The sequence below is a fragment of the Janthinobacterium sp. 78 genome, from assembly GCF_003096775.1.
Lineage (GTDB): Bacteria > Pseudomonadota > Gammaproteobacteria > Burkholderiales > Burkholderiaceae_D > Janthinobacterium > Janthinobacterium tructae.
In genome coordinates this window covers 3,406,046-3,419,198 of the sequence record NZ_QENT01000001.1, presented here as the reverse complement: position 1 = coordinate 3,419,198, position 13,153 = coordinate 3,406,046, and the positions used below count along the sequence as shown (strand labels likewise).

Genomic DNA, 13,153 nt, shown 5'->3' with positions numbered 1-13,153 from the left:
TACAGTTTCGCTAGAATGGGCCATCGCGCCCGGCGCCCACAGGAAACCGCATGCCATTCCATCTACCGTCCGTCTCCATGCGCGTGCGCATACGGGACGGCCTGAGCCTGAAAGGCGCGGCCGTCGCGCTGATCCTGGCCATGCACGCGCTGGGCCTGTACTTCCTCTTGCTGCCGGCGCGGCAGCTCAAGCAATACACGGAAGTGGCTTTCATGACACTGCTGCCGTCCCGGCCGCCGCAGACGCCGCCGATGGCCTTGCCGCTGCCCATGCCGACGCCCTTGCCGCGCGCGCGGGCCAGTGTGGTGCCTGCCATGCCGTCCGCCATCCTCGCACCGCCTGCGGTGGCAGCGGAAACCATCACAGCTCCCACCGAGGATTTCCCCGACGCGCCGTCCACGGCGCCGTCCACCGCCGACTTGCGCACGCGCGCCCGGCTGGCGGCAGGCGCCGCCGACAAGGCCCTGCGTAGCGAACTGAAACAAGACAAACCCTGGCTGGCCGCAGCCGACCTGAAGAGCGAAAGCAACTTCCAGAAGCTGGTCGCCTCCGCCTGGCGCGGCGGCCCCATCATCCGCGTGGAGGAATACCTGACGGCCGATGGCCGGCCCGCCACGCGCGTGGTCAGTGCCGGCGGCGCCACCTGCTATGGCCTGGATGCGAACCCGGGCGCAGGCGCCGACCCGTTCAAGACGGGCGGCAAGGTGAAACGCGTGCCTTGCCCGGGTTGAGGCGATCTGACAATCGTTGTGGCGGTGCTTGTCGGCTTACGCCCTGCGGGCTAAGCCGACCTACGCATGGCGTACGGGACATACATGCCAGGTCAAGATCGCGCGCCGGGCCGCGTTCTAGCTGCGTAGGTCAGATTAGCGCAGCGTAATCTGACAATCTTTGTGGCGGTGCTTGTCGGCTTGCGCCCGTTGGGCCAAGCCGACCTACGCATGGCGTACGGGAGATACATGCCAGGTCAAGATCGCGCGCCGGACCGCGTTATAGCTGCGTAGGTCAGATTAGCGCAGCGTAATCTGACAATCTTCGTGGCGGTGCTTGTCGGCTTACGCCCTGCGGGCTAAGCCGACCTACGCATGGCGTACGGGACATACATGCCAGGTCAAGATCGCGCGCCGGGCCGCGTTCTAGCTGCGTAGGTCAGATTAGCGCAGCGTAATCTGACAATCTTTGTGGCGGTGCTTGTCGGCTTGCGCCCGTTGGGCCAAGCCGACCTACGCATGATGCAAGGGTGATCCATTCCAGGCAAAAACCACGCCCCGGGCAGGGTTTTAGGGGCGCTAACAGGCGATGCCATCCCCCGCAGGGTCGCAAATATGCTAAGTTGCGTCTGCAAATCTTGCCGACACCGACCCGGACGCCTATGCCACCCGAACTCCTCATTCTTGCCCCCAGTCCCTCGGCTGCCGTCAACGCACAACTGGAGCGGCAATACGCCTGCCACCACGCCTGGCAAGTGCCGGCGGACGAGCGCCACGCCTGGCTGGCCGAACGGGCACCCGGCATCCGCGCCGTCGTTACCACGGGCGCGCTGGGCTTGAATGCCACCGACATGGCCTTGCTGCCGCATCTGGAAATCATCGCCGTCAACGGCGTGGGCCTCGATGGCGTGGCGCTCGACCAGGCGCGTGAACGGGGCATCGCCGTCACCACCACGCCGAACGTGCTGACGGACGACGTGGCCGACGTGGCGCTGGCCTTGCTGCTGGCCAGTGCGCGGCACATCGTGTCGCTCGACCGTTTCGTGCGCGACGGTGGCTGGGAACGCCGCGAAGCGATCGCCCCAGCGTCCAGCCTGCGCGGCAAGACGGCCGGCATCTTCGGCTTCGGCCAGATCGGGCAAGCCATCGCGCTGCGCCTGGCCGCCTTCGGTATCCACGTCCGCTATTTCCAGCCGCGCACCATTGCCGGCACCAGCGTGCCGCGCGCCGCATCCCTGCTGGCCCTGGCGCAGGAAAGCGATTACCTCTTTGTTTGCGCGCCGGGCACGCCGGCCACGCGCCAGAGCATCGACCGCAGCGTGCTCGACGCGCTCGGTCCGCAAGGCACCCTGATCAATATCGCCCGTGGCGCCCTGATCGATGAAGTGGCCCTGATCGCCGCCTTGCAGGATGGCCACCTGGGCGCGGCCGCTCTCGACGTATTCGCCGACGAGCCGCGCGTACCAAGCGCCTTGCGCGCCTTGCCGAACGTCGTGCTGACGCCCCACGTGGGCAGCCTGACCGTGGAAACCCGCCATGCGATGGGGCAACTGGTGGTCGATAACCTGGCGGCGCACTTCGCCGGCTTGCCCTTGTTGACGCCAATCACATTATAAAAGTCGCCAGTTAAACGTTTTAATCAAGCTTGAATGAAAGAGTAACCATGGAATTGAGAAAATCGCTGTTGCGCACGCGCGGCGGGCAGGACAGCGGCAAGGTGGGCATGATCGAGCTGTTCTTCGACCTGGTGTTTGTGTTTGCGGTCACGCAACTGTCGCATGGCTTGCTGGCGCACCTGAGCGCCATGGGCTGGCTGCAGACGGGCTTGCTGCTGATGGCCGTCTGGTGGGTGTGGATATTCACGTCGTGGATCACCAACTGGCTCGATCCCGAGCGTATTCCCGTGCGCATCAGCCTGTTTGCGCTGATGCTGGGCGGGCTGATCATGTCGGCCTCGATCCCGGAAGCGTTCGCCACGCGCGGCCTGGGTTTTGCGCTCGCCTATGTGGCCATGCAGGTGGGCCGGCCCCTGTTCGCCTGGTGGGCCGTGCGCCATGAAGAACTCGCGCGCCGCCGCAATTTCCAGCGCATCGCCCTGTGGGCCGTGCTGTCCGGCATCTTCTGGATCGCCGGCGGCGTCGCGTCGCCCGAGCAGCGCCTCTTCTGGTGGGGCGCGGCCCTGCTGATCGACCTGGCCGGTCCATGGATGCAGTTTGGCATGCCGGGCCTGGGCCGTTCCTCGACGGCCGACTGGGATGTCGATGGCGGTCACATGGCCGAACGCTGCGGCCTGTTCGTCATCATCGCCCTCGGTGAATCCCTGCTGGTGACGGGCGCCACGTTTGCCGGGCTGGAATGGACGCCCGGCAACTGGCTCGGTTTCCTGTCAGCACTGGCCGGCAGCATCGCCATGTGGTGGATCTATTTCGACACGGGCGCCGAGGCGGGCCACCACCGCATCGCCCATTCGAAGGACCCGGGCCGCATCGCCCGCAAGGCTTACACATATATCCACGTGCTGATCGTGGGCGGCGTGATCGTTTCCGCCGTGGCCGACGAGCTGGCCCTGGTGCATCCGGATGAAGCAAGTTTTGCCGGCATCAGCGCCATGCTGGGCGGCCCGATCCTGTATTTGCTCGGCAATGCGCTATTCAAATGGGTCAGCAATGACCGCGCCACGCCGCCGCTGTCGCATTTGCTGGGCATCTTGATCATTCTGGCGCTGATCCCGATGGCCTACGGCCGCCTGTATTCACCGTTGACCCTGGCTTGCATCACCAGCTGCGTGCTGGTTCTGGTGGCCGTTTGGGAACATATGGCGCTGCGCCGCCCGCCACCGGAGATCGATCCTTGACGTCTGTCTGACCTTAGCCGGGCGGCGCAATGCCGTCCGGATCGCTACGCGTATCGAGTTGCAGTTGCAGGAACGCCAGGTCCAGCCAGGCGCCGAACTTGGTGCCGACCTGGCACATCAAGCCCACTTCCGCAAAGCCCAGCTGCTTGTGCAGGGCGATCGAACCGGCATTGCCCGCTTCGATGCCCGCCACCATCACATGCTTGCCCAGGCCCCGCGCCCGGGCGATCAATTCCGTCATCAAGGCCTTGCCGACGCCGGCGCCGCGCCTATCGTGGCGCACGTACACGGAGTGCTCGACCGTATGGCGGAAACCCTCGAACGGGCGCCAGTCGCCAAACGAGGCGTAGCCGGCGACAGTTCCTTGCGCATCGATGGCGACCAGCACGGGATAGCCGGCCCGCTGGCGGTCGGCCAGCCAGGCGGCGCGGTTGGCCGCATCGACCGTCCGTTCATTCCAGATGGCCAGGGTATTGCTGACGGCATCGTTGTAGATGGCCGTGATGGCCTCGATGTCGCCCGCATGGGCGTCGCGTATGTGCATGTTGTTCTCCTTGCTGGTCGTCTACTATAATAGACAAATCATAGATTGCCGCCCACGCCTTGTCCAATAGAATCCGAATGGAAGCTAATATATGTCCACTAAACCAGACGAATTGAACCAGCGCATCGGCGCCAGGGTGCGCCTCGAGCGGGAAAACCTGGGCTGGTCGCTGACTGAGCTGGCGGCCCGTTCGGGCGTGTCGCGCGCGATGGTGCACAAGGTGGAACGCGGTGATTGCAGCCCCACGGCCACCTTGCTGGCGCGGCTGTCGGGCGCCTTCGGCCTGAGCATGTCCGAACTGATCGCCCGCGCGGAGATGCGTGCAGGGCGCTTGCTGCGTAAGCTTGAGCAGCCCGTGTGGATCGACCCGCAGAGCGGCTATGTGCGGCGCCACGTGTCGCCCGCGTCCGACATGCCGCTCGACCTCGTGCATATTACCTTGCCGCCAGGCGCCGTGGTGGCCATGCCGGCCGCCGCCTATGTGTCGCGGCGCCAGCTGATCTGGTCGCTGACCGGCAGCCTCCTTTTCATCGAAGGCGATACGCGCCACGTGCTGGACGCGGGCGATTGTCTGGAACTGGGCCCGCCGGCCGACTGCGTGTTCAGGAATGAAACGGCCGCCGCTTGCACCTACGCCGTGGCCGTATTGAAGAACTGAGGCTACGCCAGCGTTACAGCGCTACAGCGCGCAGCTGGGCGATGAAGGCGCGCGCGGCGGGCGCCTGTTCGTGGCGGCGGAAGGCCACGGCGATTTCCGAGCTGATCTGCGGCGCTGCCAGCTCGCGAAATACCACGCCGGGCAATTGCACGCTGGCCATCACGGAGTGGGGCACGATGGCGCAGCCCACGCCCAGCGACACTTCCGTCAGCACGGCCACCAGGCTGCCCGGGCGCGACACCACCTGCGCCGCAAAGCCGCCGCGCCGGCTCACTTCCAACGTCCCCAATTCCTGTTCCGGCACGATGAACGCCTGCTGCGCCAGCGCCGCCGGCCCGATGACGCCGAGGCGGGCGAGCGGACTGTCGGCCTGCACGGCCAGCACGAAGCGGTCGCGCAGCAACACCACCATATCGATGCCGTCCGGCAAGTGCAGGGGCGGGCGCACGAAGGCCAGGTCGACGCGGCCCTGGTCCAGCAAGCCGGGCAGGGCATCCATCGCGTATTCGCGCGCAGCGATGTGAATGCCGGGGTGGCTGGCGCGAAAGCGGGCAAACTGATCTTGCAGCACGCCGGAATAGGCGGCCGAGGCCACGTAGCCGATTTCCAGCCGTCCCAGCTCGCCCCGTCCCGCCCGCCGCGCCACATCCTGCGCCTGCGCCAGCTGGTCCAGCGCGCGCGCCGCCTCGATGACGAACAATTTCCCGGCCGCCGTCAGGGACACGGCGCGCTTGCTGCGCTGGAACAGCCGCGTACCCAGCAGCTGCTCCGTTTCCTGCACCTGCTTGGTCAGCGCGGGCGGCGAAATGCCCAGTTCCGCGGCCGCCCGCGCGAAATGCAGGCTGTGCGCCACGGCCAGCACGCAGCGGAAATGCCGCAATTCCATGTCTTTGTCTGTATTCACCATGGGTGAATTATAAGGCGCCTGCCTTATAACAGAAAATAATACCAGCCTGCTTAAAATACAGGCATGAAAAATACCAACTGGACCTTATATACGTGCTCGGGCGTGTGCGCGCTGATCATGCTCGACACCAACGTCGTGGCCGTCTCGCTGCCCTCGATCGCCCGCTCGCTCAACGCCAGCTTCGTCGACGTGGAATGGGTGGTCAGCGCCTACATGCTGGCGTTCGCCTCGTTCCTTTTGCCGGCCGGCAGCATCGCCGACCGCCTGGGACGGCGCAAGGTCATGCTGTATGGCCTGGCCGTGTTCGCGCTGGCCTCCCTGCTGTGCGGTCTGGCGTGGACGCCGTTCGTGCTCAACGTGGCGCGCGCCATCAAGGGACTCGGCGCGGCGCTGCTGCTGACGTCCGCGCTGGCCGTGATCGGCCACACGTTTCACGCGGAAAAGGAGCGGGCGCGCGCCTGGTCCGTGTGGGGCGCGGCCATGGGCGTGGCCATGACGGTGGCGCCGCTGCTGGGCGGCCTGATCACGAGCGCCATCAACTGGCGCTGGATTTTCTACCTGAACCTGCCCGTCGTCGCCATATTGATGCTGCTGGTAAGCAGGCACGTGGATGAATCGAAGGATGCTTCCAACGCAAGTTTTGATCCATTCGGCGCGGCATTATTCTCCGCCGGCCTGTTCTGCATCATCTGGGGCTTGATCGACGCCAGCGTGGCGGGTTGGTCCAGCCGCGCCACCATGCTGCGCTTTGCGGCCGGCGCGGCGCTGCTGGCCGTGTTCGTGCTGGTGGAACGGCGCCAGCGCGCGCCGATGGTCGATTTGTCGCTGTTTGGCCGGCGCGTGTTCGTCGGCGCCGTGCTGGGCATGTTCGGCTATGCCATCGCCGCGCAGGTGATGATGACGTTTTTACCCTTGTATTTGCAGAACGCCTTCGGCTTTTCCGCCGTGCTGGCCGGTTGCGCCATGCTGCCGTTTGCCGTCGCCATGGTGCTGCTGTCGCGCCTGGCACCGCGCGCCATGCGGGTTCTGGATGACCGCGGCATCCTCGTGACGGGCTTGCTGATCGTCGCCGTGGGCAACGTTGCCACGGCGCTAGCCGCCGCCAGCCTGCAATATGGCTGGGTGGCGGCCGGCATGGTCGTCACGGGCGCGGGCGCGGGCTTGCTGAACGGCACAACCCAGAAGGCCATCCTCGCCTGCATTCCCCGCGAGCGCACGGGCATGGGCTCGGGCATCAGCACCACCACGCGCTTTGTCGGCATCGTGCTGGCCGTGGGCGCGCTGGGCGCCGTGCTGGCCATGCGCACGGCGGCCTCGTTCGACAAGCTGGCGTGGCTGCATGGCTTGAAGGCCTCACCCGAGATGATCGGGCGCATCGTCGCCGGCAACGCGGCCGAGGCCTTTGGCCAGCTGCCGTCCGCCATGCAGGCCGTGGCGCAGGAAGCGGCGCGCCACGCCTTCATTGATGGCTTTGCCAGCGTGCTGTACCTGGCTGGCGGCTTGGCAGCCGTGGTGGCGGCGCTGGTGTTCGTGCTGGCCAGGCCCGTGCAACAAGCGGAAAAAGTGTAACTGTTCAGCAAGTTCCGCGTGCGCCGCCTCTGCTTGTAATATGATGCCATCGAGCAATACATGGCATTCATATAACTACCGCAGGTAATCATATGCGCAGAAAACGCATCATCGTCACGAGTGTGCTGGTCGCCGTCATCGGCGTGGCAGCTCCCCTGAGTCTGGCCTTTTACCTGTCGTCCGTGCGCGCAGAGCAGGGCGAGCAGGAGCGCCTGCGCCTGCTCGCCGGCTACGCGCTCGAGCGCGCCCACCGTTCCATCGCCTCGGCCAGCGTCGCCCTGCGCAGTGCCGATGCGCTGGACCTGGCGCCATGCTCGGAAGCGCATATCCAGCAGCTGCGCCGCATCACCATGACCACACGCAGCATCGACGATATCGGGTATGTGGAAAACGGCTTGCTCAAATGCACGTCGACAGGTATCGAGGCAGGGCGCATCGCCATCACGCCCGCCGACTTCACCCTGGCCAACGGCATGGGCCTCGATTTCAACCTGCGCCCCATCGTCAGCGGCGGCAAGCGCATGGTGGGGCTGAGTTACCGCGCCTATCAGGTGCTGATCGATCCCGAGCGCTTTTCCGACGTCATCGTCGACAGCGATATCCAGATGGCCGTGGCCATCGGCAAGGGAGCCGTACTCGACACCTTGCACCATCCCGATCCCGCGCAGGTGCAAGCCTTGCTTGCCGGCACGGGGGCGAAAGACAAGCTGGCGCACGAGGACAGCATCCATGCGTTGCTGTACCGCGATGGCTTGACGGCCGTGATGATCGAACCGCGCAGCAAGCTGAACGACAGGCTGCGGCGCGAACAGTTGCTGCTCCTGCCCATGGGCCTGCTGATGGCCGCCTTTATTGTCGGCATCGTCATCTGGCTGTCGCGCCGCCGCCTGTCGCTGCGCGGCGAACTGGAAACGGCGGTCGAGCGGCGCGAATTCTTTGTCCATTATCAACCCATCATCGCGCTCGATACGGGCGTGTGCGTGGGCGCCGAGGCGCTGATACGCTGGCGCCGTCCCGATGGCAGCATGATACGGCCCGACCTGTTCATCCCCGTCGCCGAGGAAAGCGACCTCATCTTACCCATCACCGACCAGGTGATCGCTTGCGTCATCGCCGACATGCGCGCTGCGCTGCTGGCCGACCGCAAACTGCATATCGCCATCAACCTGTGCGCCAGCGATATCGAGACGGGCCGGGTGCTCGACGTGCTGGAACGCGCCCTGGACGGCACGTGCATCGAGGCGCAGCAGATCTGGCTGGAAGCGACGGAACGGGGCTTCATCAACGTGGAAGCGGCGCGCGCCACCATCGACAAGGCCAGGGCGCGCGGCCACGCGGTGGCCATCGACGACTTTGGCACGGGATACTCCAGCCTGTCGAGCCTGCAAAACCTGCCGCTCGACGCCCTGAAAATCGACAAATCCTTCGTCGACACCATCGGCACGGACGCCGCCACCAGCAGCGTCACGCCGCACATCATCGACATGGCGCGCACCCTGAACATGCTGATCGTGGCCGAAGGCATCGAAACGCAACAGCAAGCCGACTATTTGCGCGAACGTAAAGTGGAGTTCGGGCAAGGCTGGCTGTTTGCCAAAGCGCTGCCTGCCGCAGAGTTCCTCACCTTTTACGGGAAGCGCCGCGCGCCTTCGCCCCCATGAAACAGCCGCGCTTTCCCTATCCCTTGCAAGCGCTGCGCGTACCGGGCGGCTGGCACATCACCGTCAATACCCTGTTCGAGGTGGAACCGGGGCCGGACACCATGCAATGGTTCAGCAGCGCGCTGCTGCTGTGGGGCCATAGCCGCGACACGGGCTACTGCTTCAATTCGCACTTCGAGCCGGAAGACGATCCGCAAGGGGAATTCGTGCTGGAGATGGGCAAGGTGGAATACGACCGCCACGGCAAGATCGTCCGGGGCAGCGACGCCTTCCTGGGCGAATTTCGCACGCGCAGCAAGGCGGCGTTTGTCGAGCGGGTCGAACAATTCATGCAAGACCCGGCAGCTTGATTTTTACGGTTTGCGCGGCAAGACCACGTCCTGCCCGCCTTGCGTGAGCACGGCGCTGACTATTTTGCCCGCCGCATCGCGCGTAAAAGCCAGTTCCGCCTCGATGGCGCGGAAGAAGAATTGGTCTTTCGCGCTGGCAAACAGGGGCGCCGAACCGACACCGGTGCCGGCCGCTTCCAGGCCGTTCTTGCCCAAGGTCACCGTCAACGTGAATTCCTCGCCCAACGGATACTCGCCCACGTACTCGGTCAGCGCGGCACGCGGCAGCGCGATGGCGGCTTGCGGTTTTTTCAGCGGCGGCAACGGTGTGCCTGGCAGCAAGGCGGACAAGCCCAGCGCATCGACATCGCGCGCCGTGTTCGTCAGCACCACCACGCCACGCTTGCCGTCCGTGGTGAACGCCGCATAGCTGGCGTAGCCGCCCGTCTGGCCGCTGTGCCAGGCGTAGCTTTGTCCCTGTTGCTGCTCCAGCAGCCAGGCCAGGCCGATCTTCGTGTCGCCGTCGGCCGCCAGCGGACGCTGCGGCTGGATCGCCAGCGCATACGGGCGCAGCGGCTTGAACATATACGCTTGCAGGTAGGCAACCATGTCGCGCGCGCTTGAATACACGCCGCCGGCAGGCGCCACCACGTTCAGCTGCCAGGCCGGTGTCGGCTCGCCCGACAGCAAATGGCCGGGCGCCAGGCGCGCCAGCATGCCGTGGCTGGGCGTGTTCGAAGTCGAGCGCATGCCGAGCGGCACGGCGATGCGCTTTTGCAGCAGCGCTTCATAACTGCTGCCGGCCTGCGCCGCCAGGGCCGTGCCCAGCACGGCATAGCCGATGTTCGAATAGTCAAATGCCGTGCCTGGCGCACGCGGCAAATGGTAGGCGGCGAGAAACTGCCGCTGTTTCGCTTGCGTATAGTCGGCATACGGATTGGCCGGGTCTTTCGGCGCGAAGTTGTCGGGCAGGCGCGGCAGGGAAGAATAGTGCGTGGCCAGGTCGAGCAGGCTGATTGTCTTGCCGTCGAAGGCGGGCAGCGTATAGCCCGGCAATAAAGTGGCCACCGGTTCGTCGAGTGTGACCTTGTTCTCGGCGACGGCGTCGGCCAGCAGCAAGCCCGTCATGGTCTTGGTGATGGAGCCGATCTGGTAGACGGTATCGGCGCCCGGTTTGATGTTCTTGCCTGCCTGCACGCTGCCAAAGCCGTACACGGCGCTGTGCTTGCCATCGAGTACGGCAATGACGATGCTGGCATGCATGCCCGTGCGGGTGAGTTCCTCGGCACGCTGGCGCACGGCATCGTCGAGGACGGGCGCGGCCAGGGCGGCGCTACCGAGCAGGCAAAGGGGGAGGAGGGAGAAAGTGGGTGTCATGGGAAACCTTGTCCAGGGTGGGCCGAATGCACGCCGGCGCCTGGATAAGGTGGCTGGCGTGCATGCCGAGCATAGGCCGATTACATGAAGGTTGCCTGAGTTTTCTGTCATTCTTGCTACATTGAAAAGTTACTCGCCGCAGGCGTTTCCAGCAAATGCGCCAGCTGCCCGCGCATGTCGGCGGCCATGCTGAGCAGCAATTCGCCACGCCGGCGCGCATCGGCGCGTTTCTTCGATGGCACCTTGGCCAAGTCCGGCACCCGGTAGGGCGCGCAAGGCAAGTGATAATTACCGTCGCGCATGCGCAGGGCGTGCAGTTCCTGCCACACATGGTCGTAGTCGGCGGCGATATGGCGGCGCCTGCGCGCATTCAGGGCGATGCGGTTGTCATTGCAGACCAGGAACAGGTTGGTGCAGGCAAAAAAATCACCGAAGTCGCGCAAGGCCGCCACCATCAGGTTTTTCGGACGGCAACCGTGCAGCGCCCGCGTGGCTTCCTTGACGGCCAGCTTGCCCGCCTCCGAGCGCAAGCCTTGCAGCGCGCCCAGTTGCAAGGAGACGCCGTCGGCGCGCGGCAGGAACAAAAAACTGGCCAGGTACAGGGGCTGGCTGTCGCGCGTCAGGCGCAGGCACAGTTCGCCCTCGCGGTAGCTGTCGTAGATGGCCGTCAGTTGCAAACGGTACAGTGCCCCATCCTTGCCTTCGAACGCGGCCAGCACGACGGACTGGCGCGCGGCGCGCTCGACCAGCGCGCGCGCGCCGGCCTGCCACAGGAAGCGGTAGTGCCCTTCCAGCAAGGCCAGGCGATCCGCGCAAGCGAGCTGGCGCGAAGCATAAGGCCGGTAAATCTTGAAGCGCAGGCAGGGATGCAGCTGCGCCAGCGAGCTCAAGCCCGGCATGCTGCCCAGGAAAGCTTGCCAGCGCGTGCGCTGGCGGGGAAAGAAGAGGGCGCCCAGCGCCGCTTTCAGGCGGTGTCCGCTGGCGCGCTGCGGTAGCACTGCGGGCAGCACGGCGGCGCCGTGGCGCAAGCTTAAAGCGATGTCATTCATGGTTCTGCCTGAAAAGGGCAGGCGCTGCACAATGAGAGCCTTGCCAATTTGAATGCTACGCAGGCAAGGTGAATTTCATATTAAGAAGCTAGCCCCACGGGCGTTTAGAGGATGGCAACTAAACATTTGCTTTCTAGTAATACGGACGGTTATGCTCGCCGTACCTTAATTCGATGACTGGTATCGCCCATGAAGCACCGCCATTTGCTTGCCATCCCCGCACTGCTCGCCGCACTCGTCGCCCAGGCGCAAGACCGTACGGCCGATCCTTTGGGGCCCTTGGCGCAATGCATCAACCGCAGCGAATTCCAGTTCCGGCAGCAAGACCGCTTGCCCGCGCACGTGACGACGCGCAGCGTCAAGCTGGCAACGGGAGAAGGCCGGGTATCGGTGGCCGACGGCTATCGGCTGATGTTGTTCCACAAGGGCAGCTTGCCGTTCGTGAATCTGAAAATCGAACGCAGCGCCGACGGCCGGTTTGCCGCCGACCACGACACCATCCTGGCACAAATGCAGCAGATGTCGGCCAACAGCAAGCCGCCCCAGCTGGTGCCGCTGGAGACGGACACGCGCCAGGGCGTGGAAGTGCTAGCATTGAACAACCCCTATATCACGCGATCGTCCGGCGTGATCAGTCTATACACTTTGCTGCATGCCGCCAGCGGGACGGTCGCCACCGCCTACCTGCTCAATCAGCCAGCGGACAAACGGGAATTCGCGACGGATGCGCAGTACCAGGCCTTGCGCGACCAGTTTATTGCCGCGCTGGCCAGTTGCATGGCCGATCCAGCGCTGTAAGGCATGCGGCAGGAACAGAGATATCAGCCATGAAAAAAGCTGTACCGGGCACTCTCGATACCGCAGCATGCAAGGCGCTGATCCGCGCCGCCGTGACGGCAAATACAGCACGGAAACCAAAGCGGACGAACACTTGAGACATTATCTGTATATCTGGCACGACCCGGTGGCGCGCATGATTGTCGCTTCCGGCATCGAATTGAAGGATGTGATCCCCGCGCTCCAGGACGCGGACGGCATCGTGCTGCGCAAGGGCAGCGCCGGCACGGCCAGGAAACCTGCCGCCTGCCAGACGGTGGCGCGGCAGCAACTGGCGGCCCTGGCCCAGGAAGACCTGTACGCCTGCGGCAGCCATGCCTGGGCCGATTACCGGGGCGCGCCGCCGGTCCCCGGCGATGCGGAGGTGGCCGCGCTGCTCGGCCACCGTGGCGCGCTGACGCCGCTGCCGGCCTTGCGCGGCCGCTTTTTCGCCTTTGCCCACGACGACGGCTGGTATCTGAAGCTGTTGTATACGGCATGGGACGACGTGGCGGCCTTGCTCGCCGGCGCCATCCCGCCAGCGCTGGGCACGCTCGACATGGATGCGCTGCAACGGGGAGGTGACGGCTACTGGCTGCAAGACGGCGTGGTCGAGCTTGAACTGACCACCCACGACATCGACAGCGTGCTGAATCGCCGCCTGTAGTCCGTCCTCAGG

General features: G+C 65.0%; 13 protein-coding genes. 9 read left to right on the top strand and 4 right to left on the bottom strand.

The window, feature by feature from the left end; translation table 11 throughout:
- The first annotated feature begins 50 nt into the window (after positions 1-50).
- The 3 genes from C8C92_RS15020 to C8C92_RS15010 all read left to right on the top strand — a co-directional run bounded on the left by C8C92_RS15020 (position 51) and on the right by C8C92_RS15010 (position 3,564).
- Positions 51-731 (top strand): hypothetical protein, encoded by a 681-nt coding sequence (locus tag C8C92_RS15020; protein ID WP_133250762.1) that lies wholly within the window; start codon positions 51-53, stop codon positions 729-731.
- 641 nt (positions 732-1,372) lie between these two features.
- Positions 1,373-2,326, top strand: a complete 954-nt coding sequence (locus C8C92_RS15015; protein WP_116744419.1) for a 2-hydroxyacid dehydrogenase — start codon at positions 1,373-1,375, stop codon at positions 2,324-2,326.
- 47 nt (positions 2,327-2,373) lie between these two features.
- Positions 2,374-3,564 carry a low temperature requirement protein A gene (locus tag C8C92_RS15010; protein ID WP_116744418.1) on the top strand — a complete coding sequence of 397 codons (1,191 nt, stop codon included), beginning with the start codon at positions 2,374-2,376 and terminating at the stop codon, positions 3,562-3,564.
- A gap of 13 nt (positions 3,565-3,577) precedes the next feature.
- On the opposite strand, the gene C8C92_RS15005 is transcribed toward C8C92_RS15010, so the two are convergent.
- Complete coding sequence (locus tag C8C92_RS15005; protein WP_116744417.1) at positions 3,578-4,108, bottom strand: GNAT family N-acetyltransferase; 531 nt, start codon at positions 4,106-4,108, stop codon at positions 3,578-3,580.
- A 91-nt stretch (positions 4,109-4,199) separates the two neighbouring features.
- Here C8C92_RS15005 and C8C92_RS15000 point away from each other — a divergent pair, with 91 nt between their 5' ends.
- Positions 4,200-4,766 carry an XRE family transcriptional regulator gene (locus C8C92_RS15000; RefSeq protein WP_116744416.1) on the top strand — a complete coding sequence of 189 codons (567 nt, stop codon included), beginning with the start codon at positions 4,200-4,202 and terminating at the stop codon, positions 4,764-4,766.
- A gap of 13 nt (positions 4,767-4,779) precedes the next feature.
- On the opposite strand, the gene C8C92_RS14995 is transcribed toward C8C92_RS15000, so the two are convergent.
- Positions 4,780-5,673: a LysR substrate-binding domain-containing protein gene (locus C8C92_RS14995; RefSeq protein ID WP_243420224.1), complete on the bottom strand. Its 894-nt coding sequence runs from the start codon at positions 5,671-5,673 to the stop codon at positions 4,780-4,782.
- Positions 5,674-5,736: 63 nt separating this feature from the next.
- Between C8C92_RS14995 and C8C92_RS14990 the strand changes: the two genes are divergently transcribed.
- From C8C92_RS14990 to C8C92_RS14980, 3 genes are all read left to right on the top strand, one after another.
- Positions 5,737-7,242 carry an MFS transporter gene (locus tag C8C92_RS14990; RefSeq protein WP_116744415.1) on the top strand — a complete coding sequence of 502 codons (1,506 nt, stop codon included), beginning with the start codon at positions 5,737-5,739 and terminating at the stop codon, positions 7,240-7,242.
- 92 nt (positions 7,243-7,334) lie between these two features.
- A complete protein-coding gene (locus C8C92_RS14985) occupies positions 7,335-8,903 on the top strand; it encodes an EAL domain-containing protein (RefSeq protein WP_116744414.1) in 1,569 nt (522 codons plus the stop codon).
- Complete coding sequence (locus tag C8C92_RS14980; protein WP_116744413.1) at positions 8,900-9,253, top strand: hypothetical protein; 354 nt, start codon at positions 8,900-8,902, stop codon at positions 9,251-9,253. Before C8C92_RS14985 ends, C8C92_RS14980 begins: the two co-directional genes overlap by 4 nt.
- Positions 9,254-9,256: 3 nt before the next feature.
- On the opposite strand, the gene C8C92_RS14975 is transcribed toward C8C92_RS14980, so the two are convergent.
- A complete protein-coding gene (locus tag C8C92_RS14975; RefSeq protein WP_165829452.1) occupies positions 9,257-10,609 on the bottom strand; it encodes a serine hydrolase in 1,353 nt (450 codons plus the stop codon).
- A gap of 116 nt (positions 10,610-10,725) precedes the next feature.
- Positions 10,726-11,658, bottom strand: a complete 933-nt coding sequence (locus tag C8C92_RS14970) for a DUF535 family protein (protein ID WP_116744411.1) — start codon at positions 11,656-11,658, stop codon at positions 10,726-10,728.
- Between the two features lie 189 nt (positions 11,659-11,847).
- Between C8C92_RS14970 and C8C92_RS14965 the strand changes: the two genes are divergently transcribed.
- Together C8C92_RS14965 and C8C92_RS14960 are read left to right on the top strand one after the other, a co-directional pair.
- Positions 11,848-12,456: a hypothetical protein gene (locus C8C92_RS14965; RefSeq protein WP_099763805.1), complete on the top strand. Its 609-nt coding sequence runs from the start codon at positions 11,848-11,850 to the stop codon at positions 12,454-12,456.
- A 67-nt stretch (positions 12,457-12,523) separates the two neighbouring features.
- Positions 12,524-13,141 (top strand): hypothetical protein, encoded by a 618-nt coding sequence (locus tag C8C92_RS14960; RefSeq protein WP_116744410.1) that lies wholly within the window; start codon positions 12,524-12,526, stop codon positions 13,139-13,141.
- The last annotated feature ends 12 nt before the right edge of the window (positions 13,142-13,153 follow it).